Annotated in this window: 23 protein-coding genes; 12 read left to right on the top strand and 11 right to left on the bottom strand. The window is 68.7% G+C overall.

Features of this window, described 5'->3' with window-relative positions:
• Positions 1-79 precede the first annotated feature (79 nt).
• Positions 80-2,194 (top strand): TonB-dependent siderophore receptor, encoded by a 2,115-nt coding sequence (locus MF610_RS11465; RefSeq protein ID WP_242196471.1) that lies wholly within the window; start codon positions 80-82, stop codon positions 2,192-2,194.
• 143 nt (positions 2,195-2,337) lie between these two features.
• Here the strand turns inward: MF610_RS11465 and MF610_RS11460 are convergent, their stop codons facing one another.
• Positions 2,338-2,781 carry a thiamine phosphate synthase gene (locus tag MF610_RS11460; RefSeq protein WP_242196466.1) on the bottom strand — a complete coding sequence of 148 codons (444 nt, stop codon included), beginning with the start codon at positions 2,779-2,781 and terminating at the stop codon, positions 2,338-2,340.
• 22 nt (positions 2,782-2,803) lie between these two features.
• On the opposite strand from MF610_RS11460, the gene MF610_RS11455 reads away from it, so the two are divergent.
• Together MF610_RS11455 and MF610_RS11450 are read left to right on the top strand one after the other, a co-directional pair.
• Positions 2,804-3,463, top strand: coding sequence for a YggS family pyridoxal phosphate-dependent enzyme (locus MF610_RS11455; protein WP_242196463.1), 660 nt, complete (start codon positions 2,804-2,806; stop codon positions 3,461-3,463).
• 12 nt (positions 3,464-3,475) lie between these two features.
• Positions 3,476-4,159 (top strand): HAD family hydrolase, encoded by a 684-nt coding sequence (locus MF610_RS11450; protein ID WP_242196460.1) that lies wholly within the window; start codon positions 3,476-3,478, stop codon positions 4,157-4,159.
• Between the two features lie 366 nt (positions 4,160-4,525).
• Here MF610_RS11450 and MF610_RS11445 read toward each other — a convergent pair whose 3' ends face one another.
• Positions 4,526-5,203: a c-type cytochrome gene (locus tag MF610_RS11445; protein ID WP_242196457.1), complete on the bottom strand. Its 678-nt coding sequence runs from the start codon at positions 5,201-5,203 to the stop codon at positions 4,526-4,528.
• A gap of 115 nt (positions 5,204-5,318) precedes the next feature.
• On the opposite strand from MF610_RS11445, the gene MF610_RS11440 reads away from it, so the two are divergent.
• Positions 5,319-6,209, top strand: a complete 891-nt coding sequence (locus tag MF610_RS11440) for a prephenate dehydratase (protein ID WP_242196454.1) — start codon at positions 5,319-5,321, stop codon at positions 6,207-6,209.
• 170 nt (positions 6,210-6,379) lie between these two features.
• On the opposite strand, the gene nudC is transcribed toward MF610_RS11440, so the two are convergent.
• From nudC to MF610_RS11425, 3 genes are read right to left on the bottom strand one after another with little or no spacing between them, the layout of a single operon-like run.
• Positions 6,380-7,234 carry an NAD(+) diphosphatase gene (gene nudC, locus MF610_RS11435; protein ID WP_242196451.1) on the bottom strand — a complete coding sequence of 285 codons (855 nt, stop codon included), beginning with the start codon at positions 7,232-7,234 and terminating at the stop codon, positions 6,380-6,382.
• Positions 7,231-8,562: a serine hydrolase domain-containing protein gene (locus MF610_RS11430; RefSeq protein WP_242196448.1), complete on the bottom strand. Its 1,332-nt coding sequence runs from the start codon at positions 8,560-8,562 to the stop codon at positions 7,231-7,233. Before MF610_RS11430 ends, nudC begins: the two co-directional genes overlap by 4 nt.
• On the bottom strand, positions 8,559-9,590 hold the full coding sequence (locus MF610_RS11425; protein WP_242196446.1) for an A/G-specific adenine glycosylase: 1,032 nt from the start codon (positions 9,588-9,590) through the stop codon (positions 8,559-8,561). Before MF610_RS11425 ends, MF610_RS11430 begins: the two co-directional genes overlap by 4 nt.
• A gap of 28 nt (positions 9,591-9,618) precedes the next feature.
• Here MF610_RS11425 and MF610_RS11420 point away from each other — a divergent pair, with 28 nt between their 5' ends.
• From MF610_RS11420 to MF610_RS11405, 4 genes are read left to right on the top strand one after another with little or no spacing between them, the layout of a single operon-like run.
• On the top strand, positions 9,619-10,152 hold the full coding sequence (locus tag MF610_RS11420) for a DUF721 domain-containing protein (RefSeq protein WP_242196443.1): 534 nt from the start codon (positions 9,619-9,621) through the stop codon (positions 10,150-10,152).
• Positions 10,152-10,826: a thioredoxin domain-containing protein gene (locus tag MF610_RS11415; protein ID WP_242196441.1), complete on the top strand. Its 675-nt coding sequence runs from the start codon at positions 10,152-10,154 to the stop codon at positions 10,824-10,826. Before MF610_RS11420 ends, MF610_RS11415 begins: the two co-directional genes overlap by 1 nt.
• A 23-nt stretch (positions 10,827-10,849) precedes the next feature.
• Entirely contained in the window at positions 10,850-11,584 is a 735-nt protein-coding gene (locus MF610_RS11410; RefSeq protein ID WP_242196439.1) for a thioredoxin domain-containing protein, read from the top strand.
• Positions 11,585-11,630: 46 nt separating this feature from the next.
• Positions 11,631-15,032: a chromosome segregation SMC family protein gene (locus MF610_RS11405; RefSeq protein WP_242196570.1), complete on the top strand. Its 3,402-nt coding sequence runs from the start codon at positions 11,631-11,633 to the stop codon at positions 15,030-15,032.
• A 126-nt stretch (positions 15,033-15,158) separates the two neighbouring features.
• Here the strand turns inward: MF610_RS11405 and MF610_RS11400 are convergent, their stop codons facing one another.
• Positions 15,159-15,479, bottom strand: a complete 321-nt coding sequence (locus tag MF610_RS11400) for an EF-hand domain-containing protein (protein WP_242196436.1) — start codon at positions 15,477-15,479, stop codon at positions 15,159-15,161.
• A gap of 138 nt (positions 15,480-15,617) precedes the next feature.
• Here MF610_RS11400 and MF610_RS11395 point away from each other — a divergent pair, with 138 nt between their 5' ends.
• Complete coding sequence (locus MF610_RS11395) at positions 15,618-16,835, top strand: argininosuccinate synthase (RefSeq protein WP_242196434.1); 1,218 nt, start codon at positions 15,618-15,620, stop codon at positions 16,833-16,835.
• Positions 16,836-16,866: 31 nt separating this feature from the next.
• Here MF610_RS11395 and MF610_RS11390 read toward each other — a convergent pair whose 3' ends face one another.
• Positions 16,867-18,069: a glycosyltransferase family 2 protein gene (locus tag MF610_RS11390; protein ID WP_242196432.1), complete on the bottom strand. Its 1,203-nt coding sequence runs from the start codon at positions 18,067-18,069 to the stop codon at positions 16,867-16,869.
• Positions 18,070-18,175: 106 nt separating this feature from the next.
• Here MF610_RS11390 and MF610_RS11385 point away from each other — a divergent pair, with 106 nt between their 5' ends.
• Genes MF610_RS11385 through MF610_RS11375 form a run of 3 tightly spaced genes read left to right on the top strand, consistent with a single transcriptional unit; the run spans position 18,176 to position 21,945 of the window.
• On the top strand, positions 18,176-19,966 hold the full coding sequence (locus tag MF610_RS11385; RefSeq protein WP_242196430.1) for a hypothetical protein: 1,791 nt from the start codon (positions 18,176-18,178) through the stop codon (positions 19,964-19,966).
• Between the two features lie 9 nt (positions 19,967-19,975).
• The gene (locus MF610_RS11380) at positions 19,976-21,619 is read left to right on the top strand and encodes a hypothetical protein (RefSeq protein WP_242196428.1); all 1,644 of its coding nucleotides are present in this window, start codon (positions 19,976-19,978) and stop codon (positions 21,617-21,619) included.
• Positions 21,619-21,945: a hypothetical protein gene (locus MF610_RS11375; RefSeq protein WP_242196426.1), complete on the top strand. Its 327-nt coding sequence runs from the start codon at positions 21,619-21,621 to the stop codon at positions 21,943-21,945. Before MF610_RS11380 ends, MF610_RS11375 begins: the two co-directional genes overlap by 1 nt.
• A gap of 145 nt (positions 21,946-22,090) precedes the next feature.
• Here MF610_RS11375 and MF610_RS11370 read toward each other — a convergent pair whose 3' ends face one another.
• The 4 genes from MF610_RS11370 to MF610_RS11355 all read right to left on the bottom strand — a co-directional run bounded on the left by MF610_RS11370 (position 22,091) and on the right by MF610_RS11355 (position 26,683).
• Positions 22,091-23,221: a GNAT family N-acetyltransferase gene (locus tag MF610_RS11370; protein WP_242196424.1), complete on the bottom strand. Its 1,131-nt coding sequence runs from the start codon at positions 23,219-23,221 to the stop codon at positions 22,091-22,093.
• A 164-nt stretch (positions 23,222-23,385) separates the two neighbouring features.
• Positions 23,386-24,666, bottom strand: a complete 1,281-nt coding sequence (locus MF610_RS11365; protein WP_242196422.1) for a mechanosensitive ion channel family protein — start codon at positions 24,664-24,666, stop codon at positions 23,386-23,388.
• A complete protein-coding gene (gene metC / locus MF610_RS11360) occupies positions 24,663-25,856 on the bottom strand; it encodes a cystathionine beta-lyase (protein ID WP_242196420.1) in 1,194 nt (397 codons plus the stop codon). Before metC ends, MF610_RS11365 begins: the two co-directional genes overlap by 4 nt.
• Positions 25,853-26,683, bottom strand: a complete 831-nt coding sequence (locus MF610_RS11355; protein WP_242196418.1) for a sulfurtransferase — start codon at positions 26,681-26,683, stop codon at positions 25,853-25,855. Before MF610_RS11355 ends, metC begins: the two co-directional genes overlap by 4 nt.
• Positions 26,684-26,848 lie beyond the last annotated feature (165 nt).

The following is a 26,848-nucleotide window of genomic DNA, read 5'->3' as shown; positions in this document are numbered from 1 at the left end:
CGGATCACTCGCAACCGGATTGCATCGAATACGATCCATGGCTAATGCGACCCAATTGCAGTAATGCTTGGGGGATAAGGTGAAGCGTTTTTGGGTTTCGGTCGCGACGGCGGCAATGGTCTCGGTCCCGGCGCTGGCGCAGGACAGGACGGAGGCGCCGGAGGACGACGAGATCATCGTGCAGGGCCGTGCCCAGCAGCTTTATCGCGCCCTCATCACCACCGTCGGCAAATCGGCGCAGGACCCGCTCGACATTCCGCAGGCGTTGCAGGTCATCAATTCGGACCTGTTCATCGACCAGGGTGCGCGCGACGCGACCGACATCTACCGCAATATCTCGGGCGTCAGCGCGTTCAGCTATGCCGGCGTCACCTTTCGTGGGTTCCGGCAGGACCAGTCCTTTTATGACGGGCAACGCGGCAATCCGTTCGTCGGCTTCTCGGTCCCGCAATTGTTCAACATTGACCGGGTCGAGGTGCTGAAGGGGCCGGCGGGGCTGTTCTTCGGCCCCGGATCGCCCGGCGGCATCATCAACTACGTGTCGAAGACGCCATCGAACCGCGCAGCGCTTCGCACCGTCGTTACCGCCGGCAATTACGACCGCTATGGCATTTCGGCAGAGGCGACCAATCGGATCGATGCCGATGGCGTGGTCAGCTACCGCATCGGGGGCTTCTACGAAGCGATGCAGCCCTATCGCTTCAACACGCTCAACAAGTCGCTGATCGGCGATGCCGGCCTGTCGATCCGTACCAATCCCGGCGGGCTGCTGACCGTGCAGGTCACCACCTATGACAATTATCTGCGCGCCAATCGCCTGCGCGGGGTGCTGGTCGACGACAGCGGCCGGTTCCGTACCACGATCCGCTGGAACGCCAATGAGCAGAGCGATTTCCTGCACCTGACTTCGACCGCGACCCAGGCGCGCTATGCGACTACGATCGGCGATGCGATCACGTTCGATGTCGGCGCGCGATACTTCAAGGCGACCGAGCGGCAGAAATATCACGAACCGCGGGGGTCAAGCGCAACCAATCCCGACCTCGTCCTGCGGGAATTCCGCGATCAGGTCCGCCCGGTCGACGGCCTGTCCTTCGCTGCCAATGCCTCTGCCAAGGCGTTGCTGCTGGGCATGGAGCACCGGTTCCAGGTCGGCGGCGACTGGTATCGCGAAACCAACATCCTGCAATCGCGCATTCTCAGGAATGGCGTGCTGCCCTTGAGCCTCAGCCGCCCGGTCTATGGCCGGTCGGATGGCGATGCGGCGCGGGCGATGGCGCTGCCCTTCACCGTCACCGACACGCGATCGACCCGCTATGGCTTTTATGCGCAGGACCAGATCGCCCTGACCGACCAACTGCTGCTGGTAGGGGGCATGCGCTACGACCGGTTCGATGACGGCGTGACCGTGGCCACCGCCGACCGAGTCACCAGCCGCTCGCAATATGCCGACAGCGACGTCACCTTTCGCGGTGGCGCGATCTACAAACCGCGCCAGGATCTTTCGCTCTACGTCAGCTGGTCGCAGGGGTTCGAACCGCAGCCCAGCGCATCGCAGGCCACCGATGCCGGCGGTCCGTTCGCGCCGATCACCGGCAACCAATGGGAAGGCGGAGTCAAATCGCGCCTGTTCGATGGCCGGCTACAGGCGAATGCGGCCGCCTATCGCATCGTCCGCCGCAACATCCTGCAGGTCGACGCCTCCCTGCCGCCGGTGCGCGGCGTCGATCAGCTCCGCCCGATCGGGGAGGTGACCAGCAAGGGGTTCGAATTCGACCTGACCACCGACATCACGCGCGATTGGGTGCTGCTGGTCAATTACGGCTATAACAACGCGCGGATCACCGGCACCGCGCCGGGACAGGCGATCACCAACGCGGTCGGCACCCGCTTTGCCAATGCGCCGGCGCACAAGATCGGTTTCTGGACCCGCTACCAGGTGCCGGTGATCGGGACCGCCCTTGCGCTGGGCGGCGAGCATGTGTCGCGGCGGATCGACCTGTCGGGGCAGACGGTCCGGCCCTACACCATCTTCGACGCATCGATCACCAAGCATTTGGGCTTTGCCGAACTGATGCTCAGGATCGATAACCTCTTCGACCGGGTCTATGCCGCCTCGGGCTTTTCGGCACAGACCGGCCAGTTCCCCGGGGAACCGCGCACCGTCTTTGCCGAACTACGCGCGAAGTTCTAATCCCCACGCATCGATCGCCGCCCAGCCGGCGATCCCCTTCAACGTCCGCGCGCGTGCCACCGTCATCCCGCCCAGCGCGATGACGGGCACGGGCGCAGCTTCGCTCTTTCCAACAGGTATGGTTCGTCATGAAGATCTGGAGATCAGGCGATCAGCCCGGGCACGCGCGCGCCACGGATCAGGCCCTGGAACCGCACCCGCCCCAACGCGGGCGCACCGGGATGCGAGCGGGTGGCGAACACCGGCGAGACGAAGATGGCGTCGACGCCCGCCTGCTCGGCGGCAATGCGTTCGCGCATCGAATGGACCGGCCGCGTCGCCAGGCCCGTGGCGTTCCGGGCCGTCCGCCCATGCACTCCGTTTGCGCCGGGAAAGGCTGGCCCCGCGACCAGCAGCACCAATGCCCGCGCCCGCGCGATCCGCCGCACCTGTTCGAACAAGCGCCGCCGTTCCCCCGCGGGCGTGGCATAGTGCCGGAACACGACCCCGCTCCCCCGCGGCAGCTGCGCGACAACCGCCGGCAGTGCCTCGCCCAGCCGTTCGTCGGTCATCAGCCAGCGGGTCGGCAAAGGGTGGCGGCGGCGCATGGCGGCCTCTATAGCGCGCGCGATGACCAAAACCGACACGCTTGCCGCCATTCGCGACCGGATTGCCCATGCCGAATCGATCGCGCGCCGGGACAAGGGCGCGACGACGCTGATCGCGGTCAGCAAGACCCACGACGCCGCCGCCATCCAGCCGCTGATCGACGCCGGCCAACGCGTGTTCGGCGAAAATCGGGTGCAGGAGGCGCAGGCGAAATGGCCTGCGCTGATCGACACGACGCCGGGCATCGAACTGCACCTTGTCGGCCAGTTGCAATCGAACAAGGCAGAGGACGCCGTGCGGCTGTTCGATGCGATCCATTCGGTCGACCGCCCGTCGCTGGTGGCCGCGCTGGCCAAGGCGATCGAGAAGACCGGCCGCACCCCCGCCTGTTTCATCCAGGTCGATATCGGCGACGAACCGCAAAAGGGCGGCTGTGCGCTCTCCGACCTGCCTGCGTTGCTTGCCGAGGCGCAGGCCGCCGGGCTGCCGATCGCGGGGCTGATGTGCGTGCCGCCCGCGGGCCTCGACGCCGCGCCCTATTTCGCGCTGACCGCCAAGCTGGCGCGCGACCATGGGCTCACCGGGCTCAGCATGGGCATGTCGGACGATTTCGAAACCGCCGTAACGCTCGGCGCCACCCATGTCCGCGTCGGATCGGCGCTGTTCGGCGCACGCGGCTGAGAGGAAGAAACGATGACCCGACCGCAAGCCTTGTTGTTCGATTTCGACGGCGTGTTGCTGGAGAGCGAATTCGCCGGCAACCGCCAGATCGCCGAGTTCCTGACACAGGCCGGTCATCCGACCAGCGCCGCCGATTCGATGGCGAATTTCATGGGGCTGTCCGGCACGCACTTCACCCAGGCGATCGAACGCTGGGTCGGCGGCCCGATCCCCGACGGTTTCTACGAAGCGCGCACCATCGAGGATGCGCGGGTGCTGGAAGAGGGCGTCGACGCGGTGGCCGGGGCGATCGCCTTCGTCCGCTCGCTCCCCGCCGACCTGCCGCGCGCGATCGTGTCGTCCAGCACGACGCACTGGATTTCCACGCATCTCGACCATCTCGGCATTCGCGATGCGTTCGGCGACCATATCTATAGCGGCAAGGAGCATGTCGCGAACGGCAAGCCCGCTCCCGACCTGTACCTCTACGGCGCCGCCCGGCTGGGCGTGCCGATCGAGCAATGCGCGATTCTCGAGGATTCGCCGGTCGGCGTTACCGGCGCCGTGGCATCGGGCGCGCGGGTCATCGGGCTGTGTGCGGGCACGCATTGCGGCGTCGGTCATGACGAGCGCCTGCGGGCGCTGGGCGTGACGGAGATCGCGCATGGCTTCGATGACGTGACGCGGATGTTGGGGCTGGAGGCGGTTTCGGCCTGACGTGCCGGCTTGGTGACAGACGCTGGAGGAAACGTCACCCCAGCGAAGGCTGGGGTCTCAAGCGGCTCCTGCTGCGTGCTATCACCGGGAAATCCCGGCCTGCGCCGGGATGACGTCCGGTTCGATCGGGGTGAATCACCCCAAGAAGATCGATTCACGCGAAGGCGCGGAGAGGGGTGCGCTCGTTGCCACGCCCGCGCGATCGGCAGACAACTACGCCCGGTTCTACCGCCTATGGGGCCGCTGGCGCGGAGGACGTTGCGCCGGGCGAAACCCCTCTACGCCTCCGCGTCTCCGTGCGAAATCTACCTTCTTCGCGTCATCGCGCCTTCGCGTGAACCCGATCAGCAGACGCGACGTCAGCGATTACTCACCCTTCTTGGCCGCCTGTTCCGCCGCGGCCGGATCGACCGACGGCGCGCCCGATGCCGGGGTCGCGGCATTCACCACGTCGGCAGTGTTGGCCGGCGCACCCTCGGCGACGTTGCCCTCGGCCTCGGTCGCAGGCGCGGCACCGGCGGCGGGAGCGGCCGGAAGCGGCAGGTTCGAACCCTGCGAATTGAGATAGGCGATCACGTTCGCCCGGTCTTCCGCACTGCCGAGACCCGCGAAGGTCATCTTGGTCCCCGGCGCGTACTTGCGCGGGCTGGTCAGCCACGCGTTCATCGTGTCGAAGTCCCAGTTGCCCGGAATGCCGGTCAGCGCGCTCGAATAGGCGAAGCCCGCCAGATGGCCGTGCTTCTTGCCGATCACGCCCCACAAATTCGGGCCGATGCCGTTCGCCCCGCCCTGGTTCACCGTGTGGCACGCGGCGCATTTCTTGAACACTTCCGCACCCTTGGTCACATCGGCGCTGGCCAGCAGCGTCGCGATCGGCACGGCCGCTGCCGCGCCGCCACCGGCCTCGGCGGCACCCTCGACCGGGTAGCCCGGCTTTTCAGGGGGACCGGAATGGAACACCATTCCGCTGGCGATGCCCAGTCCAAGGGCGGCGGCGCAACCGGCCAATACCCAACCTGCGATGGTGTTCGTCCGGTCGTCCATGCCCTGAGCCGTCTCACCTAAAATGGTTTTATTTGGCGCCATGCTTAGAGGCGGCTGCCAAGACTGGCAAGACAGGCTTGCCGCTTGGCGCCCGGACCGATAATCGGCGACCCCCATGCATAAATATGCCGCTCCGGCGCGCCCGCTGGTGGCGCGGATGATCGAAGACGCTGCGCGCGAACCCCGTCGCGCGGTCGCATTTCAGGGCGCGCCCGGCGCCAATTCGCACGTCGCGCTGGCGCAAGCCTTTCCCGACGCGCTGCCGCTGCCCTGTTTCGGCTTTGCCGACGCGATCGATGCGGTGCGCGGGGGACAGGCCGATTGCGCGATCATCCCGATCGAAAATTCGCTGCATGGCCGCGTCGCCGACATGCATTTCCTGCTGCCCGAATCGGGGCTGGTCATCACCGGCGAACATTTCCTGCCGATCCGCCATGCGCTGATGGGGCTGGGCCCGGTCGAGGGCGTCCGCCAGGCGATGAGCCACGAACAGGCACTGGGCCAGTGTCGCCACTGGCTGAGCACGCGCGGGATCGAGCCGGTGGCGCATCCCGACACGGCGGGCGCCGCGGCATCGGTCGCGGCGATCGGCGACCCCACCGTCGCGGCGCTCGCCCCGCCGGCGGCGGCCGACCTGTACGGTCTGCAGCTGCTGGCCGACGACATTGCGGACGCCGATCACAACACGACGCGCTTCGTGGTGCTGGCCCGCGCCGCGCCGCCCGAACCGCCCGCCGGGCCGTGCATGACGACGATGGTGTTCGAAGTGAAAAACGTTCCCGCCGCGCTGTATAAGGCGATGGGCGGCTTCGCGACCAACGGCGTCAACATGACCAAGCTGGAAAGCTACCAGCGCGGCGGCAGCTTCGCCGCGACCGAATTCTTCTGCGACATCGAAGGGCGTCCAGGTGAGCCGCATATCGACCGCGCGCTGGAGGAACTGCGGTTCCACAGCAAATGGGTGCGGTTGCTGGGGAGTTACGGGCGGGCGCGGGAGCGGGGGTAACGCTTCGCTATCCCGATAAAACCCGTTCGGTTCGAGCAGCTTCGAGCCTGTCGAGAAGCGTCTGTCGAGAACTCCCCGTTTGGGGCAGCCCCTTCTCGACTACGGTTCTCGACAGGCTCGGACCTCCGCTCGAAGCAAACGGATGGGGATGAAGGATCGGAGGGGGCGGATTACTCCCCCACCCAAGCCACCAGCAAACTCCGTGCAATCGCATGCGCCGGCGGCGCGATGAACCGCGCCGTTTCCCCCGCCAGCGCCGCACGAACCTCCTCACGCGTCGCCCAGAACGCATCCTCCAGCTCGGTCGTGTCGATCCGCAACGTGTCGTCCTTCGCCGTCGCGATGCAGGCGATCATCAGCTGCGACGGGAACGGCCAGGGCTGGCTGGCGACATAGCGCACCACGCCGACCCGCACGCCCGCCTCCTCCATCACCTCGCGCTCGACCGCTTCCTCGATCGACTCGCCGACCTCGATGAACCCGGCCAGCGCCGAATAACGCCCCGGTGGCCAGCTCGGCTGCCGCCCCAGCAGCACGCGGTCACCATGCTCGATCGCCATGATCACCACCGGATCGGTACGCGGGAAATGCAACGCCCCGCACCCGGCACACGACCGCGCCCAGCCAGCGCGCGCAACCACGCTCGGCGTACCGCAGCGCGCGCAAAAGCGATGCCGCGCGTGCCAGTCGATCAGGCTGCGCGCGACGCCGTATAGCGCGACGTCCGCCGCCGGCATCGCTGCCAGCACGGTCATCAGCGTCGGCGACCGCATCGCCGGGGCGGTCGCTTCCCCGTCGCCGATCGCGAACAGCGGCGCGCCGTCCAGATAGCCGAGCAGCAGCGCATCGTCCCGCGCCGGGTCCATCGGTATTAACGCCAGCGACCCGTCGTCGCCGACCGATGGCTCCAGCCCGGCAAGCAGCAACAACCGCGCCGCCGGATCGGCCAGCGCCCGTGCAAACGCGGCAGGGTCGTCGCGCTCGTGATCGGCGCGGACCAGCGCCGCGCCGGTAAACCCGATCATCGCAACGGCTGCGCCAGATCGCTGGCCAGCGCCTTGACCAGATCGTCGCGGAGCGGAAACTTGTCGGCGGGGAAGTAATTGACCATCACCGTGCCGCGCAGCTGCCGCACCGGATCGACGAACCCGACGGTGCCCGCCGCGCCGCCCCAGCCGTAGGTACCCTTGGCCGGCCGGCCCGGCAGCGTCTCCAGATAGACCGAACCGCCGGCGCCGAAGCCCATTTTCGGCCCCGCCTGTCCCCCGGTCGCGCCATCGACGCCGCCGAAGGTCACGCCGGTCGGCAGCAGGTTGGACATGCCCAGCGCCACCGTCTCGGGCTTCATCACCCGCTTGCCGTCCAGCGTCCCGCCATTTTGCAGCATGTGCAGGAACCGGTCGTAATCGCCGGCCGACATGACCAACCCCGCACCGCCATAGGGGAAGCTCGGCGGCGACAGCCAGACCGACGTCGCCGCCGGATCGAGCGGTACCAGAGTGTCGCCCGCCCACGCATAGTTGGTCGCGAACCGGCCCTTTTCCGACTGCGGCACCGTCCAATAGGTCGACCGCATGCCCAGCGGGCCGAACAACCGCGTCTGCAGGAACTGCTCGAACGACATGCCCGACGCCACCTCGATCACCCGGCCCAGCACATCGAGCCCGATCGAATAGCTCCACTTGGTCCCCGGCTCGGCGATCAACGGCAGCGTGGCGACGCGGTCGGCGAATTCCTTCAGCGACTTCGGCCGCGCCTGCGCCATCGCGACCTCCGCCTGCGCGTTGACCGCGGCAGGGACGATGCCCAGCCGCTCATATTCCTTGAGGAGCGGCCCCTTGGTGACGATGCTGTAGCCGAGCCCGGCGGTATGGGTCAGCAGGTTGCGTACCGTGATCGGCTTCGTCGCCGGGCGGCTGGCGAGGCTGGTGTCAGGGTCGGTCAGCACCTTCATCGACTTGAAGCCGGGGATGAAGTCGCTGATCGGCTGGTCGAGCTTCAGCTTGCCGTCCTCGACCAGCATCATCGCCGCCATGCCGGTGATCGGCTTGGTCATCGAATAGACCCGCCACAGCGAATCGACGGTCGCGGGGCTGGCGGTGGCATCGGTCGCGACGCGCCCGGCGGCCTGCGCGCTGGTCCAGTCGGGGCCACCGACGACCACGACCATGCCGGGCACCTTCTTCTGCGTGACGTAGCTGCGGACCATCGCCTCGGTCGCGGGCAGCGCGCGCGCCGCGGGCCGTGCCGGCGCCCGCGGCGGGGCGGCCTGTGCCCACACGATCGCCGGCTGTACCAGCAGTAGCGCGCCCGTCAGCGCCAAGGCATTCCGCATCCGACCGTAGTTCGTCATCGCATTCCCTCCACCACCGGTATCGCCCGCGCGAACAGCGTCGGGAGGCCCGCGTCGGCGATATCTGCCACCGGCCACCATTCGCCCTGCGCGGTGTCGTCCGCTGCATCCGCCACCATGACGGTGCAGGCAAGATCGAAATGGGTAAAGCCATGCCGAACCACGCCGACGGTACGCCAGTCGGCCGCTAACGGTGCCCCCTCCACCCCCGGTTCCCGATCGACCCATGGCCCGGTCGGCAGTGCCCGCATGCCGCCCAGCAGCCCCTTGTCCGGTCGCCGTACCAGCAGCACGCGCCCCTCGCGCTCCGCCCAGAACAGGGTGCCGAACCGCTGCGGCTTCGCTTTCTTCACGGCCTTCACCGGAAAGGCATCGGCCGCACCCATCGCATAGGCCGCGCAATCGTCGCGCAGCGGACACAGCAGGCAGCGCGGGCTGCGCGCGGTGCAGACCATCGACCCCAGGTCCATCATCGCCTGCGCAAAATCGCCGGCTCGTTCGTCCGGGGTGATCGTGTCGGTCGCGGCGCGGATCGCCGGGCGCACGCCGGGCAGCGGATCGGCGAGCGCGAACAGCCGTGACACGACGCGTTCGACATTGGCATCGACCACCACCGCGCGCCGCCCGAACGCGATTCCCGCGATCGCCGCGGCGGTATAGTCGCCGATGCCGGGCAGCTTGCGCAGCTCGGCCTCGGTATCGGGCAAGGCACCCCGTGCCGCGACGACCCGGGCACAGGCCAGCAAGTTACGCGCCCGCGCATAATAGCCGAGCCCCGCCCATGCCGCCATGACATCGGCATCCTCAGCCGCCGCCAGCGCCGCGAACGACGGCCAGCGCGCGGTCCAGGCCTCGAAATAAGGGCGGACACTGGCAACCTGCGTCTGCTGCAGCATCACCTCCGACAGCCAGACGCGATACGGGTCGGGCGCGGGCGTGCCGGGCGGGCTGCGCCATGGCAGGCTGCGATGGTTGCGGTCGTACCAGTCGAGCAACCGTTCGGCGACAGAGAGATGCTTGGCGTCCACGCCGGCTCTATGGCATGGAGTGCCGACAATGACGACGCGTCCCCGCCCGAAGCCGACGATTCCCGAACCCCGCCGCCGTGGTGGTGCGCGGCCCGTTGCCGAATTGCTGCCTGACATCGGCGGCGCGGCATTCCGCAAGTTCGGCTTCGTGCAATCGGCGGTGGTCAGCCGCTGGGGCGAGATCGTCGGCGAACGCTTCGCCCGCGTCTCCGCCCCCGAATCGATCCGCTTCCCGCCGGGCAAGCGCGGCGACGGCACGCTGACGCTGATCGTGTCGGGCGCGCACGGCACGATGATGCAGCATATCGCGCCCGAGATCGTCGAACGGGTCAACCGCTTCTTCGGCTATCCCGCGGTCGCCCGGTTGCAGTTCCGCCACGGCGAGGTGCGCGCACGCCGCGTCGCGCCCGCACGGCGCGAACCGCCGCCGGTGCCGGCCGACATGCAGGAAAGCCTGCGCGACATCGCCGACCCCGAACTGCGCGAAGTGCTTGCCGCGCTGGCCGGCGCGGTCGCAGCACCTCCTCCTCCGGCCATTCCGATCCTTGGCAAGGTCCGCTGATGCGTATCGTCATCCTCGTCTTTTCGTTCCTGTTCGCGCTGTTCGGCATGCCGCCGGCCAAGGCGCAGGGTACGCGCAACTGGACCAACACCGTCGCGATGCTGCCGACCGGCGGGGTCAGCATCGGCAACCCGATGGCGCGGGTGCAGCTGGTCGAATGGGCCAGCTATACCTGTCCGCACTGCGCCGCCTTCGCGCGCGATGCGAAGCCCGAACTGACCGCGCTGATCCGGTCGGGCCGGGTGCGGGTCGAATATCGCACGTTGCCGCGTGACGCGCTGGACCTGACCGCGGTGGTGCTGGCGCGCTGCGGCGGCCCGAACCGCTTCATCACCGCGCACGACGCGATCTTCGCCCAGCAGCAGGCGATGCTCGACAAGGCCGAGGCCTTTGCCGCGACGCCCGCTGCACAACAACCGACCGCGACGATCGCCAAGCGGCTGGAACAGCTGGCCGATGCGACGGGCCTGCGCGTGCTGCTGCGCGGCCACGGGCTCGACGATGCGACGATGACCCGCTGCCTGAACGACGAAGCCGGACAGAAGCGCGCGATCGCCATAGCCGAAGCGGCGCAGGCCGCCGGGGTCGAAGGCACGCCCAGCTTCGAAGTGAACGGCAAGAAGGTCGTGGCCCATGACTGGGCGACGCTGAAGCCGTTCCTGACTGCCTCCTGATCCCTGAAAAGAGAGTAGCCCTCATGCGTTTCGCACTCCCCCTGATCGCGCTCGGCCTGTTGTCGGCCTGTGGCGGTGGCGATGTCGGCACCGGCGCCAATGGCAGCGCCGCCGCGCCGGTCGCCAATGTCGCGGCGCCCGCTGGACAGAAATGGACCGACATGGTCGCGGTGACGCCCGAGGGTGGCTATCGCATCGGCAACCCCGATGCAGCGGTCAAGCTGGTCGAATATGGCTCGCGCACCTGCCCGACCTGCGGCGCGTTCGGCCGCGAAGCCAACGAACCGCTCATCGCCAACTATGTGTCGACCGGCAAGGTCAGCTTCGAATTCCGCGACTTCGCGGTCCACGGCGCGCCCGACCTCGCCGCCGCGGTGCTCGGCCGCTGCAACGGCACGGCGACCTTCTTCCCGCTGCTCGAAGCGATGTATCAGGATCAGGCGGCGACGCTCGACCGGATGCAAGCGATCCCGCAGGCCGAACAGGCGCGGCTCCAGTCGATCCCGCCGCTGCAGGCCGTTACCGGCTGGGCCGATGCGGCCGGCTTCGTCGATTTCGTGAAGCAGCGCGGCGTGCCCGAGGCCAAGGCGCGTGCATGCCTCGCCGACCAGAAGCTGCTGCAACAGGTGGTCAAGATCACCGAAGAGGGTGGCGCGACCGTCACCGGCACCCCGACCTTCCTGATCAACGGCGAGCGCGTCGAAAACGCCGTCACCTGGGCGCAGATCGAAACGGCGCTGAAGGGCGCCGGCGCCTGACGCGGTGGCCGCGGGCGACGACGCGGCCACGCTGCCCACGCCGGGGCTGACGCTCCGGCGGCTGCGGCTCAGCGGGTTCAAGAGCTTCGTCGACCCCGCCGACCTGGTGATCGAGGGCGGCCTGACCGGCGTCGTCGGCCCCAATGGCTGCGGCAAGTCGAACCTGCTCGAAGCGCTGCGCTGGACCATGGGCGAGAACAGCGCGAAGTCGCTGCGCGGCGCGGGCATGGACGACGTCATCTTCGCCGGCACCGAGACCCGCCCGCCACGCGATTTCGCCGAGGTCGCGATCCTTGCCGAGGATGCGGCGGGCGACGAGGTGGAGATCGTCCGCCGGATCGAACGCGGCGCCGGCTCCGCCTATCGTATCAACGGCCGCGACGTGCGGGCGAAAGATGTGTCGCTACTGTTCGCCGATGCCGCGACCGGCGCGCATTCGCCGGCATTGGTCAGCCAGAACCGCATCGGCGCGGTCATCGCCGCCCGCCCCGCCGAACGCCGCGCGATGCTGGAGGAAGCCGCCGGGATTGCCGGGCTGCATGTCCGCCGCCGCGATGCCGAATCGAAACTGCGCGCGACCGAGGCGAATCTCGACCGGCTTGGCGAGATGGCGCAGGAACAGGACGCACGCGCCGCAGCGCTGCGGCGACAGGCAAAGGTCGCCGCACGCTACCGCGAACTGACCGACGCGATCCGGGTGGCGGAGGCGCGGGCGATCTTCGCCCGCTGGCGCGATGCCGCTGCCGCCGCCGATGCCGCCACTGCCGAAGCGAAAGCGGCCGAGACGCAGGTCGCGGATCAGGCCGGCGCGCAGGGCGAAGCGGCGAACGCCCTGTCCGCCGCCACGCAGGCCCTTGCCACCGCCCGCGCCGATGCCGAGCGCCTGCGTCAGCAGGTCAGCGACGTCGGCCATGCCCGCGAGCGCGTGCAGGCGCAGGCCAATGCGGCAACCCGGCGGCTGGCCGATCTGACCGCGCAGGCCGTCCAGCTGGGCGAGGATCGTGCGCGTGAGGCGGCACTGGCGGGCGATGCCGATGCCGCGGTCGCCCGGCTGCTGGCCGAGCGGGAGCAGTTGGAAACGACGCTGGCCGATGGCGCGGCCACGCTGCCGACGCTCGACGCCGCGCTGTCCGACGCGACGCAGCGTTCCGCTACGGCCGACGCCGCCCATGCCGAGGCGCTTGCCGCGCAGGCCGCTGAACTCGCCGAAGCGCGGGTCGCCACCGCCGCGCACGACGCCGCTCGCGCCCGGCTGGACCGCGTGCGGCGGGACGAGGCGCGGTTGCTTGCCGAACAGGCGGCGTTGGCGGCGGTCGAACCGCTGTTTGCCGAGCGACACGCGGCGGCCGGGCGCCGCACGTCGGCGCTGGCCGATGCCGATACCGCCCGCGCCGCCATCGCCACGGCAGATGCCGGCGAACGATCGGCGCAGGAGGCACGCGGCCGGGCACAGGCCGACCGCGCCGCCGCTGCCGCCGAACTGGCCGCGATCGATAGCGAGATCGCCGCGCTCGACCGTGCGCTTCGCCGCAGCGGCCGCGCGCGGTTGATCGATTCGGTGATCGTCGAGCCGGGGTTCGAGGCGGCGCTGGCAGCAGCGCTTGGCGACGATCTCGACGCCGGGACCGATCCGGCCGACGACCGCTATTGGGACGGTGCTTCCACCGGACCCGACGGTCCGCCGGTGCCGATCGGGATCGGCCGGCTGTCGGCGCATGTCACCGCCCCGGCGCTCGCCCGACGACTGGCGCAGGTTCTGGTGGTCGAACGCGACGAGGGCACGCCGCTGGCGGTCGGGCAGCGGCTGGTGACACTGGACGGGGCGCTGCGTCGCTGGGACGGGTTGTGCAGCCGGGCCGGTTCGGGTGCCGCGGCGGCGGAACGGCTGGCGCGCACCAACCGCCTGCGGATGCTGCGCGACGGGCGACCGGTGCCGATCGAGCGGCGCGACGCCGCCGACGCCGCGCTGGCCGCGGCCGATGCCGCGATCGGCGGCGCGCGTGCCGCGCTGACCGCCGCGCGCCGTGCGCTCGACGCCGCCGAAACCGCCGCGCGCGACGCCGCCCGGGCCGAGGACCGCGCCACCGCAGCGATCGAACGCGCCGAGGCCCGTGCCGACGATATCGCGGCACGGTTGCGCCGGCTGCGCGGTGAACTGGCCGAGGCGCTGGCCCATGCCGATCGCGCCGCCATCGCGGTGGGTGCGCTGCCCGATCGCACCGTGGCGGCGGGACAGGTCGCGCGTCTGATGGCCGAGGCGACCATGGCGCGGACGCACGTCGCCGACGCCCGTGCCGCCCGATCGGCGCTCGACGCCGCGCTGGTCCGCGATCGCGACCGGGCGGCGGCGGCGGCAAGCGAAATCGCATCGTGGCACGCCCGCGCGGCCGACGCCGCCGGCCGCATCGGCGAAATCGACCAGCGGATGGCAAGCATCGCCGCCGACCGCGACGCCCTGCGCGACCGCCCCGCCGCGCTAACCGCCGAACTGGCACGGATCGATACCGACTTCGCCCGGCTTCGCACCGCCGCCGCACAGGCCGCCACCGCCGAATCGGCTGCGGACACCCGTCTGCGCGCCGCCGAACGCGCCGCCAGCAGCATCGCCGAAGCGCTGGCCGCCGCCCGCGAAACCCGCGCCGGTGCGGCCGCACGCGCCGAAGGTCATGAACAGCGTCGGCTGGAAATGGGCCGGCTGTCGGGCGAACGCTTCCAGTGCCCGCCAGCTTTATTGCCGCGGATCGGGTTCGTCGGGGCGGAGGTCGGCGATGCCGCCGCGGAAAGTGCCGCCTATGACCGCCTGCTCGCCGACCGCGACCGGATCGGCCCGGTCAACCTGATCGCCGAAACCGAACTGGCCGAACTCGAAGCCGCGCAGGGCGAAACCGCCGCCGAACGCGCCGAACTGGCCGAGGCGGTGCAGCGGCTGCGCGGATCGATCGGCACACTGAACCGCGAAGGGCGCCAGCGGCTGCTGGCGGCGTTCGCCGCGGTCGATGCGCATTTCCGTCGGCTGTTCGCCGCGCTGTTCGAAGGGGGTCAGGCGCAGCTCGAACTGGTCGATGCCGACGATCCGCTCGAAGCGGGGCTCGAAATCCTTGCCCAGCCACCGGGCAAGCGGCTGCAATCGCTGACGTTGCTGTCGGGCGGCGAACAGGCGCTGACCGCGGTCGCACTGATCTTCGCGCTGTTCCTGACCAACCCGGCGCCGATCTGCGTATTGGACGAGGTCGACGCGCCGCTGGACGACGCAAACATCGACCGCTTCTGCGATCTGCTCGACCGGATGGCGGCCGATACCGACACCCGCTACCTGATCGTCACCCACAATGCGGCGACGATGAGCCGCATGCACCGCCTGTTCGGCGTGACGATGGTCGAGCGTGGGATCAGCCGGCTGGTCTCGGTCGATCTGGGTGGCGCGACGACCCTGTTGGCGGCGGAATGAAGGACGTTATCCGACCCATATCCCTCACCCCAGCGCAGGCTGGGGTCTCCCGGTAATGGAGCGCGCGCCTCGCCGCAGGAGACCCCAGCCTGCGCTGGGGTGACGTTTTGGGCTTGGGAACGCCCCCTACTGCCCTGCCTTCACCACCGCCCGAAACTCCTCGCGCGTAATCTTGCCGTCCTTGTTCTGGTCCATCAGCGCGAACGCGGTGGCGAGGCCGCTAGCCGCCTGCCCCTTTTGCGACGGGTCCTCTTTGGCCGCCTCGGCATCGATCTTGACGCTCATCGCGTCGAACTCGGCCTTGCCGATGACCCCGTCCTTGTCGGTGTCGAACAGCGCGAAGAACTCGGTTTCGTCTTCGGGCGCCGGTTCGACGACCGGCGCCGGTGTCGGCTGCGCCGGGGCGGGAGCGGTCTGGAGCGCGAGGGCGAGGAGCGCGAACAACATCGGGGCAGCTTCTTTCCACGAGGGGCGATACGGCGCACGATTGCACCGCGTCCCCGCCGGCGCAAGCGCACGTCCTTGCGTGGCGGCCCCGCGTCGCCTAACCGCGCGCCGAACCGTTGCACATAAGGAGCCTGCCCCATGGCCGAGTCCATCAACCGCGTCGTACTCGCCTATTCGGGCGGCCTCGACACCAGCGTCATCCTGAAATGGTTGCAGCAGGAATATAAGTGCGAGGTCGTGACCTTCACCGCCGATCTCGGTCAGGGCGAAGAGCTGGAGCCGGCGCGCAAGAAGGCCGAGCTGATGGGCATCAAGCCCGAGCATATCTTCATCGACGACCTGCGCGAGGAATTCGTTCGCGACTTCGTCTTCCCGATGATGCGCTCGAACGCCTTGTACGAGGGGCTGTACCTGCTCGGCACCTCGATCGCGCGCCCACTGATCGCCAAGCGCCAGATCGAGATCGCGCGTCAGGTGAACGCCGATGCGGTCAGCCACGGCGCGACCGGCAAGGGCAACGACCAGGTCCGCTTCGAACTGGGCTATTACGCACTGCAGCCTGATATCAAGGTCATCGCGCCGTGGCGCGAATGGGACCTGACCAGCCGCACCGCGCTGATCGCCTTTGCCGAACAGCACCAGATTCCGGTGCCCAAGGACAAGCGCGGCGAATCGCCCTTCTCGACCGATGCGAACCTGCTGCACACTTCGTCTGAGGGGAAGGTGCTGGAGGACCCTTGGGACGAAGTGCCCGACTATGTCTTCTCGCGCACCGTCAGCCCGGAGGAAGCGCCCGACACGCCGCAGGTCATCACCGTCGCGTTCGAACGCGGCGACGCGGTCGCGGTCGATGGCGAGGGGATGTCGCCCGCCACGCTGCTCGCCAAGCTCAACGACCTTGGCCGCGCGCATGGCATCGGTCGCCTCGACCTGGTCGAGAACCGCTTCGTCGGCATGAAGTCGCGCGGCATGTACGAGACGCCCGGCGGCACGATCCTGCACGCCGCGCACCGCGCGATCGAACAGATCACGCTCGATCGTGGTGCCGCGCACCTGAAGGACGAACTGGCGCCGCGCTATGCCGAGCTGGTCTATAACGGCTTCTGGTTCTCGCCGGAGCGCGAGATGCTGCAGGCCGCGATCGACCACAGCCAGCACAAGGTGTCGGGCGAAGTCCGCCTCAAGCTGTACAAGGGCGGCGTCCATGTCATCGGCCGTCGTTCGCCCAATTCGCTCTACAGCGAAAAGGTCGTGACGTTCGAGGACGATCAGGGCGCCTATGACCAGCGCGATGCGGCGGGCTTCATCAAGCTCAACGCGCTGCGCCTGCGTCTGCTGGGGCGCCGCGACCGCTGATCCGTGAAACGGGCCGGGGCGACCCGGCCGGTTACTTTGCGCGCGGCTGGTCGAGCAGCGCGGCGAAGAACGACGTGACCGCGACCTGTACGCCCAGGCACGCGAGCAGCATCGACGGAATGGTCAGCCGCATCAGTTCGCCCGGTACCAGTGCTCCGAACCCGGTCTGCGCCCAGAGCCAGGTCGAGGTCGCCGCCCCGCCCAATCCGGCCAGCAGCAACACCCCCCCGACGATGCAGCCGCGCTCGACGGTCAGTGCGCTGCGGATGCGCTGCATCGCCCCGCTTTCCGGCCACATGCCGGTCAGGATACCATATTGGCGCGCCAGCACCGCTAACCCGATCATCTGGCCGCCGATGATCGCGGCCATCGCCGCGAAGATCATCGTGTGCGGTCCGAACTCGACCCCGTTCAGCCGGATGTCGCCACCGGCGAGCATTCCGACCGCGACCATCCCCACGATCAGCAGCGCCAGCCCCGGATAGAAGAACAGGAAGCGCGGCGCATAGAGCAGCAGGAAGCGCAGATGCCGCCATCCGTCGCGCCATGTGCGCAAATGCGGCGGGCGCGACCGGCCATCGGGCACCAGCGTCGTCGGCACCTCGGCGATGGCGAACCGGGCGATCGATGCCTTGACCACCATCTCGCTGGCAAATTCCATCCCCGGCGCGGTCAGCCCCAGTTCCAGCGCACGGTCGCGGCGGAACGCGCGCAGCCCGCAATGGAAATCGCCGACCGGCGTCCCGAAAAACGCGCGGCCGAGCAGGCTCAGCACCGGATTGCCGAGGAAACGGTGCAGCACCGGCATGGCGCCGGGCGCGATCCCGCCCTGAAAGCGATTGCCCATCACCAGATCGGCGCCGCCCCGCAACCGTTCGACGAAGGGCAACAGGCTGCCGAAGTCATAGCTGTCGTCGGCATCGCCCATCGCCACGAACTGGCCGCGCGCGGCGGCGATACCGCCAGCCAGTGCCGCACCATAGCCGCGCGCCGGCACGTTCACGATCCGCGCGCCCATCGCATTGGCAATCTGCAGCGATCCGTCGGTCGATCCGTTGTCGGCGACGATCACCTCGCCCGCGATGTCGTGCGCGTCGAGAAACAACTTCGCCTTCTTGATGCACACCGCCAGCGTCTCTGCTTCGTTCAGGCAGGGCATGACGATCGACAGTTCGACCGCGACTTCCTCGCGAATGGCGTCGCTGGTTGCAATGGGCAGGCGGACGGCGGGCATCGGACGCTCCAGCGGCGGACTATCGCGACCGTTATTCCTGTGAAACGACGAAGACTCGGTTAACGCTATACCGGAAATTAAGCATGATCCGGTCATGTCGGCGGCTATGACGCCCGCCCCCCGCGCCCCGAGCCCCCGCTTCTCCTGGCCCGTGCTGGCGCTCGCGCTGGGGCTGACCGTGCTGCTGACGACCGCTTGGACGATCAAGGACTGGTCGGCGCTGCGGTGGCTGCGCCTGCCCGACAATGACGACATGATGCGTATCGCCGAAATCCGCGACTGGATCGGTGGGCAGCGCTTCAACGACCTGATGCAATATCGCCTGGGGCCCCCGGGCGGTGCGCCGATGCACTGGTCGCGACTGGCCGATGCGGTGCCGGCGGCGATGATCCTGCTGCTGACACCGCTGCTGGGCACCCATGCCGCCGAAGTCGGTGCGATGATCGCGTGGCCGGCGCTGTTGTTCTGCTGCTACCTGTTGCTGGCAGGGCAGATCGCGCTGCGCCTGCACGGCCCCGCCGCGCGACCGGTTGCGGTCATCCTTGCCGCACTCGCCTTTCCGACGATCAGCCTGTTCCTCCCCGGCCGGATCGATCACCACGCCTTGCAGATCGTGTTGATGCTGGCGCTGGTCGATGGCCTGCTGCGCCGGCCGTCGCTAGCGACCGGCGCGGCGATGGGAGTGGTCGCGGCGGCCAGCCTTGCCATCGGCCTCGAATCGGCGCCCGAACTGGTCGCGGTGATGGCGGCGCTGGGCTGGCTGTGGCTGACCGGCGCGGCGGACGAGGACGCCCGCGCGCTGGGCTTCGGACTCGCGCTGGCCGGTGCGACCGGGTTCATGCTCGTGTTCATGCACCCCGATGCCTGGCCGCGCGAATGGTGCGACGGCTTCACCCCTGCCTCGACCAGCGCGACGCTGGCGCTCGGCGCGGGTTGGATCGCGCTCGGTTTCGCGGGTCGCTGGATGCCGACCATGCCGCGGCGCCTCGCGGCCGGCACGGTGGTCGGGATCGCCGTGGCGCTATCGGTATCGCGCACGTCGATGGTGTGCCTCGCCGGCCCGTACGACGCGCTCACCCCGTTCCTGAAGGACGTGTGGATGAGCAATGTCAGCGAAGCGCGCGGCCTGTTCGTCGGACAGGATACGCTGGGCACGATCGTGGCCTATGGCGCGGTATCGCTGCTCGGCAGTACGCTGGCGGTGGTGCAGGCCGTGCGCGGCGGCTGGCAGGCACATCGCGCCATTGCCTTCGCGATCGTGCTGGTCATCAGCGCGGTCGCCGCGATCCTGCAGATCCGCGTCACCTATATCCTCGCCGGACTGGCATCGATCCCCTTCACGATCGCCATCGCCGCGACGCAGGGGCGCCCCGAACGGATGGCCGCGCGCCTGACCCTGTGGGTGCTGGGCGCGGGCGTGACGTATCTGGCGATCTCGAAGCCGATGGATGGCGCGCTGGCCAAACCGATCCTTGCTGCCCGGGCGGATATCGGCCGCTGCACCACCGCCGAACAGTTCCTGACGATCGCGCGACAGCCCAAGGGACTGGTCGCGGCACCGATCGACCTCGGCTCCTATCTGATCGGGATGACGCCGCATCACGTATGGGCGGCGGGCTATCACCGCAACAATGCCGGCAACATGGCGGCCTATCGCTTCTTCCTCGCCCGCCCCGAACAGGCGGCAGCGATGGCGCAGCGCACCGGCGTCGATTACGTCGCGCTGTGCCCCGACGTCATGCGCGAACTGGCGTTGCAACGCTATCGCCCCGGCAGCCTCGTCGACGCGCTGCAATCGGGCCAGGTTCCCGCGTGGCTGGAACCGATTCCGGTCGGCGGATCGATGCTGTTCTTCCGGTTACGCGGACGCTTGCCGGATCGTACCGACCGCCTCTAAAAGCGGCCGATGCAGGGGGACAGGCTCAACTGGTGGCAGACGCGGTGGTTCGTGGCGCTGATGGCCGTGCTGGCGATCGTGCCGCTGCTGTGGCCCGACATCCCGCCGATGGTCGATTTGCCGGGCCATATGGGCCGGTATCGCGTTCAACAGCTGTGGAATACCGGACAGGCGCCATGGTTCCACGACTGGTATAATTTCGACTGGAGCCTGATCGGCAATCTCGGCGTCGACCTGCTCGTCTGGCTGCTCGAACCGCTGATCGGGCTCGAGCCTGCGGTCAAGCTGATCATCCTGACGATCCCGGCGCTGACCGCGGTCGGACTGTTGTGGATCGCGCGCGAAGTGCATGGCCGCATCCCGGCGACCGCGCTGTTCGCGCTGCCGATCGTCTACAGCTTCCCGTTCCATTTCGGTTTCGCCAATTTCGTGCTGTCGATGGCGCTTGCGCTCAACGCCTTCGCATTGTGGCTGCGGCTGGGGCGGCAGGGGCGGCTGGTACTGCGCGGCGTCGTGTTCGTACCCATCGCCGGGCTGATCTGGCTGACGCACACCTTCGGCTGGGGGACGCTGGGCGTACTCGCCGCCTCGGCCGAGTTGATCCGCGAACATGACAAGCGTCGCAACTGGTTCGCCGCCGCCTTCCATGCCGGACTCCACTGCCTCGTGCTGGCGCCGCCTGCGCTGCTGATGCTGCTGTGGCGGTCGGGCGGGCATGTCGGTGGGCAGACCGCCGACTGGTTCAACTGGCGCGCGAAGATGTTGTGGATGACCATGGCGCTGCGCGACCGGTGGCAGCTCTACGATCTCGCCTCGGTCGCGGTCTTCTATCTCGTGCTGTTCAAGGGGGTGCGCGACCCGAATATCGGCTATTCGCGCAACCTCGGCCTGTCGGCACTGTTCCTGATCGCAGTCTATATCCTGTTGCCGCGCATCGTGTTCGGGTCGGCCTATGCCGATATGCGGCTGGTCCCCTATCTCTTCGGCATTTGCCTGATCGCGCTCCGGCCCAAGCCGGGCACTTCGATCCGCCATGCGTCGGTGTTGGCGGCGATCGGCCTCGCCATCTTCGTCGGACGGATCGGCGCGACCACCGCCAGCTTCTGGCTGTACGACCGCGCCTATGATCGCGAACTGGCGGCGCTGGATCATGTGCCGGTCGGCGCGCGGCTGGTCACCTTCGTGGGCGAGACCTGCTACAACGAATGGCGCATGACCCGGCTGCAGCACTTCCCCGGCCTCGCGCTGGCGCGGCGACAGGCTTATGCCAATGACCAATGGTCGATGGCCGGCGGCCAGCTGTTGACCGTCAAGTACAAGGCGGCGCGCGGCTTCTCGCACGATCCGTCCGAGCTGGTGACCGACGTCAAATGCCCGCGCGAATATTGGCGGCCGATCGCCGGCGCGCTGTATAAATTCCCGCGCGACGCGTTCGATTATGTCTGGCTGATCCGCCCGCCGAAATACGACCGCCGCCTCGAACAGGGGCTGATCCCGGTGTGGCGCAACGGGACGAGCGCGGTGTTCCGCATCGATCACCGCGTGCCGCCGCCCGACCTGACATGGAGCGATCTGGGCAATCGTCCGTTCGCAAAGCCCCGCCGTCGCCCGATGCGCGAGATGGCGGCAAACGACTTGGTAAGGAGACGCTGATGGACCTGTTGAACAATGCCCTGAACCTTGCCGGGCGCTTCGACCTGCCCACCATCGCCGAAAAGGCGGGCATTTCCGCCGAACAGGTGCAGACCGTGCTCGGCCTGCTGGCCAAGTTCGCCGGCCATGCCGATCCGGCGCAGGAAGCCGCCGACCATAGCGGCGTGTCGCGTCACCAGATCGAGGCGGTTCTGTCCGAAGTCGGCGGTCCCGATGCGCTGGGCCAGTTCGCGCAATTGCTCGGCCTCGACGTCGATCCGGCGGCACGCGGCGGTATCGGCGATCTGCTGCCGGGCGGTCTGGGCGGGATGCTCAGCCGGAAGTAAGGCGAACACCCCATTCGCCCCGGACGTCATCCCAGCGAAGGCTGGAATCTCCCGGTTATAGCGCGGGGCAGGAGCCGGTTGAGGCCCCAGCCTTCGCTGGGGCGACGTCTCTGGTGACCGTATCGGAGGTTGGTGAACGCCGCACCTACCCCCGCCGAAACGGCGTCATTTCCTGCAAAAACGCCTGTTCCTGCCCGACCGCCGCCCGTTCGCGCTCCAGATACTCGGCCACCGCCGCCCGAAACCCCGGATCGGGCAGGAAATGCGCCGACCAGGTCGTGACCGGCACATAGCCGCGCGCCAGCTTGTGCTCGCCCTGCGCGCCGGCCTCGACCCGCTGCAACCCGCGCACGATCGCGGCATCGATCGCCTGATAATAGCATAGCTCGAAATGGAGGAACGGCACCTCCTCCACCGCGCCCCAATAGCGCCCGTACAGCGCGTCATCGCCGATCAGGTTCAGCGCCCCCGCGATCGGCCGCCCATCACGCTCGGCAAGGATCAGCAGCACCCGATCCGCCATCGTCTGCGACAGCAACGAAAAGAACCGCCGCGTCAGGTACGGCCGGCCCCATTTGCGGTTGCCGGTATCCTGGTAGAATTCCCAGAACGCGTCCCAATGCGCCTCGGTCAGCTCGGCCCCGGTCAGGTGGCGTATCGTCAGCCCCTCGACCGCGGCGGCGCGTTCCTTGCGGATCGCCTTGCGCTTGCGACTTGCAAGGTCGTTCAGGAAATCGTCGAAGCTGCCATAGCCGCGATTGGCCCAGTGGAACTGCGTCCCCGACCGGATCAGCCACCCCGCCGCCCGAAACGCCGCCAATTGTCCCTCGTCGACGAAGGTCGCATGCGCCGACGACAAGCCGTTCTGCCGCACTACCGCCTCGATCCCGCCGATCAGCGCGGGTGCCTGCGTCGCATCGCGCAGCAGCAGCCTGGGTCCCGGCACCGGGGTGAACGGCGCCGCGATCTGCAGCTTCGGATAATAGTCGCCGCCGGCCCGCTCCCATGCGTCGGCCCACGCATGGTCGAACACATATTCGCCCTGGCTATGCCCCTTGGCATAGGCCGGCGCGATCGCTTGCGGCACGCCATCGGCATCGTCGACGATGATCGGCAGCGGCTGCCACCCCGATCCGCCGCCGACGCTGCCCGATTCCTCGAGCGCCGAGAGGAACGCATGGGACAGGAACGGATTGCCCGTGCCCGCGCACGCATCCCACTGGTCGGCAGGAACGGCGCGGACGCCCTCGGCGATGCGGGCGGTGATGGTCGTCACGGAAAGGAAGATAGGGGCGATGGCATGGGTCGGGTAGTCCCCAAGTCGACACCGCACCGCTGCACGTCACCCCGGCGCAGGCTGGGGTCTCCGTCGGCTCCTGTCCCGCGCTCCAACCGGGAGACCCCAGCCTGCGCTGGGGTGACGTCGGTGGCCGCGCGGGATCACCCCTTCGTCACCTTCAACCCGTCGCGGAACAGCAACTCGCGCCGCGGCACGGGAATCTCGATCCCGTTCTCCTTGAACAAATCCCACAGCCGGTTGAGCACGTCCGACCGGACATTGCCGACGCCCTGTTCGGGATCGCTGATCCACGCCAGTATCTCATGCTCGACGGCATATTCGCCATAGGAGATCAGCCAGACATTGGCCGCCGGACTGCGCAGCACGCGCGGGCTCTCGGTCGCCGCCTGCAGCATCAGCTTCTGCGCCAGCCGCAGGTCGGTCTCATACCCGACCCCCACCGGGATGCGGACGCGGACGTTGCGGTCGGAAAAGGACCAGTTCTCCACCTCCTGCGTCATCAGGTTTTCGTTGGGGATCAGGTGTTCCTTGCCGTCGCGGGTGATGACCGACACTGCGCGCACGCCGATCTTGTTCACCCACCCGAAACTGTCGCCGACCACGATCACGTCGCCCGGCTTGATCGAGCGGTCCATCAGCAGGATGATCCCGGCGATCAGGTTGCCGACCGTCTTCTGCAACCCGAAGCCGACGGCAAGGCCGAGGCCTCCCGAAAAGATCGCGAAGGTTGTCAGGTCGATGCCGAGCAGGTCGATGCCGAAGAAGAACGCGGTGATGACCACCGCGATCGACGCCAGCTTCTGCGCCAGCAGCTTTTGCGCGGGGTCGAGGCTTTTCGCCTGCCCGACGCCATGTTCGACCAGCTTGTTGGCGATGCGCACCACGGCATAGAGTACGACCGCGGTCAGCAGCGTGCTGACCAACGCCAGCAGCGACAGCCGGCGGCGCCCGATCGAAAACCCGATCGCGTCGAGCGTCGTCGTGATCGGCTCCAGCCCGCCGACCGATCCCGACAGTACCGCGACGAACAGGATTGCCGCGACCGCCCATGCCAGCCAGCGTGCCAGATTGACTCCGCGCAGCAACTGCATCGCCAGCCGCGCTACCGCCGCGCCCAGCGCGACGCCGACGACGATATCGGCTAGCGCCCCCCAGTCGCGCCCCTGCGCCACCACCGCCAGCGCCAGCACCGCGACCAGATGGCGGACGATGTCGCACATCCGCGTGGCCAGCCCGACGGCATGGTCGGGCACCCGCTCGCGCCACAAGGCGGTCAGATGCGGCCCGGCCCAGCGTCCCGCGAACCAGCCGAACGCCAGCGCCAGCAGCACGAAGCCGAGCGCGATACCGCCCTCGGCCAGCTGCCATCCATCCCCCACCGGCAGGCCGCGCGCGGCCAGCCATGCGGCGGCCTCGCTCACCGCGCCGCCCGGTAGCGGGCGAGGCCGGCATCGAGGTCGGCGATGAGGTCGGCGGGGTCTTCGAGGCCGATCTGCAACCGGATCATCGGCCCCTCCGCTTCCACGCGGGTGACGCTGCGATAGCGATGCGGATCGATCGGCAAGGCGAGGCTTTCGAACCCGCCCCAGCTATAGCCGATGCCGAACAGCCCCAACCCGTCGATCAGCGCGACCCGCCCGGCATCGCTGCCGCCGTTCAGGACGAACGCGAACAGCCCGGCACTCCCCCGGAAGTCGCGCGCGAAAATCTCGTGCCCCGGACAGCCCGGCAGCGCCGGATGCAGGACGCGGGCGACGCCGTCCTGTTCGGCCAGCCACTTCGCGATGCGGATCGACGAGTCGCCATGCTGCTTCAACCGCACCGCCATGGTGCGCAGGCCCCGCGCGCCCAGCGCGGCATCGTCCGGCCCGACATGCTGGCCCAGCTGATAGGTCGCGTCGCGCAACGCCTGCCAGTGCGACGCGACCGCTGTCGCCGATCCCAGCATCGCGTCCGAATGGCCGACGACATATTTGGTGCAGGCCATGATCGTCACGTCGACGCCGTGCGCCATCGCCGGGAACAGCAGCGGCGTGGCCCAGGTATTGTCGAGGATCGTGGTGATACCGCGTTCGCGCGCGATGTTCGTCATCGCTGGCACGTCCTGCACCTCGAAGGTCAGGCTGCCAGGGCTTTCGAGGAACAGCACCTTCGTGTTCGCCCGGATAAGCTGGGATATGCCCGCACCCACGACCGGATCGTACAGCGTGGTCTCGACCCCGATCGCCTTCAACATGCCGTTGGCGAAGGCGCGCGTCGGATCATAGGTACTGTCGGGCAGCAGCAGGTGATCGCCGGGTTTCAGGAACGCGAGCAACGCGGTAGTGATCGCCGCCACGCCCGACGGATAGAGCAACGTGCCCTCGGCACCCGGCTCCAGCTCGGTCAGCGCCTCGGCCAGCGACCATTGCGTCGGGGTGCCGCGCCGGCCGTAATAGAGCTTGTGGTGCGTGTTCGCGCCCGCCGCCGCGCGCAGGTCGGCGACGTCGTCGTACAGGATCGTCGACGCGCGCCACACGGGCACGTTGACTACGCCCGCGGTCCATTCGGGCCGCCGCCCGCCGGTCACGACGCGCGTTCCGGGCGATTGCGGTCGGTCGGACGCGCTCATGCCGTCACCTTCGGCGTCTGGGGGTCGGCGGCCCATTCGGTCCAGCTGCCATCGTACAGCGCGGCATCGCGGCCGAGCAGGTGGAGCGCGAAGGCGGGGATCGCCGCGGTGATCCCCGACCCGCAGGTCGTGGTGATCGGTCGGTCGAGATCGATGCCCGCATCGGCGAACAGCGCCGCCAGCTCCTCCGGCGACCGCCACGTCCCGTCGCCCTGAAAGAAGCCCGCATAATGCAGGTTGATGCTCCCCGGAATATGCCCCGACGGCAGTCCGCGCGGATCGGCCTCGCTCCCGTCGAACCGCGCCGCCGAGCGCGCATCCACCAACTGCGGCGTATCGTGGTCGAGGCCGGCCAGCACCATCGCCTTGGTCCGCACCGGCGCCAGATCGGGATCGGCACCGAAGCGGGTCGATGTCGCCGCGTCCTCGCCCTCCTCGACCGGCCGCCCCTCGGCACGCCACTTGGCCAGACCGCCGTCGAGGATCGCGACCGGCAATCCGCGCGCGAAGCGACGCAGCAGCCACCACGCGCGCGTCGCGGTATGGTGCGGTGAGTTGTCATACAGCACGACCTGCGCGTCGTCGCCGACCCCGATCGCCCCCAGCCGTTCTGCCAGCTTGTCAGCGGCGGGCAGCGACGTCGCCTGCCCCGTCGACAGCGCGCGCAGATCGAGGAACCGCGCACCCGGAATATGGCCTGCGCGATACTCCGCGGCTTCGTCGCGCGGCGGGTCGGGCTGGACGGGGACGAACGTCGCGTCGAGGACGATCAGCCCGGGCGTACCGAGCCGGTCGGCGAGCCATGCGGTGGAGACGAGCGGTTGCATCGGGCAAGGCTTAGGCCCGTGGCCCACATGGTCAAGCGTCGCGCACGCGGTCGACATTTATCCCGCGTCCCATCGGCGACTGTGCTGGCCCACACCGCCGCGCCACGCGGCCACCCTAAATCCTCCTCTGCAAGCAATCTGACGCACGCGCGTCACCAAGCTGCA

The sequence above is a fragment of the Sphingomonas hankookensis genome (assembly GCF_022664465.1).
Lineage (GTDB): Bacteria > Pseudomonadota > Alphaproteobacteria > Sphingomonadales > Sphingomonadaceae > Sphingomonas > Sphingomonas hankookensis.
This window is presented reverse-complemented; position numbering and strand designations above follow the sequence as displayed.

What these genes read in the sequence shown, in the direction of transcription:
- MF610_RS11400 (WP_242196436.1), bottom strand. Translation starts at nt 15,479, where the DNA reads ATGTTGTTCGCGCTCCTCGCCCTCGCGCTCCAGACCGCTCCCGCCCCG.
- MF610_RS11410 (WP_242196439.1), top strand. Translation starts at nt 10,850, where the DNA reads ATGCGTTTCGCACTCCCCCTGATCGCGCTCGGCCTGTTGTCGGCCTGT.
- MF610_RS11395 (WP_242196434.1), top strand. Translation starts at nt 15,618, where the DNA reads ATGGCCGAGTCCATCAACCGCGTCGTACTCGCCTATTCGGGCGGCCTC.
- MF610_RS11415 (WP_242196441.1), top strand. Translation starts at nt 10,152, where the DNA reads ATGCGTATCGTCATCCTCGTCTTTTCGTTCCTGTTCGCGCTGTTCGGC.
- MF610_RS11385 (WP_242196430.1), top strand. Translation starts at nt 18,176, where the DNA reads ATGACGCCCGCCCCCCGCGCCCCGAGCCCCCGCTTCTCCTGGCCCGTG.
- MF610_RS11455 (WP_242196463.1), top strand. Translation starts at nt 2,804, where the DNA reads ATGACCAAAACCGACACGCTTGCCGCCATTCGCGACCGGATTGCCCAT.
- MF610_RS11375 (WP_242196426.1), top strand. Translation starts at nt 21,619, where the DNA reads ATGGACCTGTTGAACAATGCCCTGAACCTTGCCGGGCGCTTCGACCTG.
- MF610_RS11380 (WP_242196428.1), top strand. Translation starts at nt 19,976, where the DNA reads ATGCAGGGGGACAGGCTCAACTGGTGGCAGACGCGGTGGTTCGTGGCG.
- MF610_RS11445 (WP_242196457.1), bottom strand. Translation starts at nt 5,203, where the DNA reads ATGGACGACCGGACGAACACCATCGCAGGTTGGGTATTGGCCGGTTGC.
- MF610_RS11440 (WP_242196454.1), top strand. Translation starts at nt 5,319, where the DNA reads ATGCATAAATATGCCGCTCCGGCGCGCCCGCTGGTGGCGCGGATGATC.
- MF610_RS11430 (WP_242196448.1), bottom strand. Translation starts at nt 8,562, where the DNA reads ATGACGAACTACGGTCGGATGCGGAATGCCTTGGCGCTGACGGGCGCG.
- MF610_RS11355 (WP_242196418.1), bottom strand. Translation starts at nt 26,683, where the DNA reads ATGCAACCGCTCGTCTCCACCGCATGGCTCGCCGACCGGCTCGGTACG.
- MF610_RS11450 (WP_242196460.1), top strand. Translation starts at nt 3,476, where the DNA reads ATGACCCGACCGCAAGCCTTGTTGTTCGATTTCGACGGCGTGTTGCTG.
- metC (WP_242196420.1), bottom strand. Translation starts at nt 25,856, where the DNA reads ATGAGCGCGTCCGACCGACCGCAATCGCCCGGAACGCGCGTCGTGACC.
- MF610_RS11390 (WP_242196432.1), bottom strand. Translation starts at nt 18,069, where the DNA reads ATGCCCGCCGTCCGCCTGCCCATTGCAACCAGCGACGCCATTCGCGAG.
- MF610_RS11460 (WP_242196466.1), bottom strand. Translation starts at nt 2,781, where the DNA reads ATGCGCCGCCGCCACCCTTTGCCGACCCGCTGGCTGATGACCGACGAA.
- nudC (WP_242196451.1), bottom strand. Translation starts at nt 7,234, where the DNA reads ATGATCGGGTTTACCGGCGCGGCGCTGGTCCGCGCCGATCACGAGCGC.
- MF610_RS11420 (WP_242196443.1), top strand. Translation starts at nt 9,619, where the DNA reads ATGACGACGCGTCCCCGCCCGAAGCCGACGATTCCCGAACCCCGCCGC.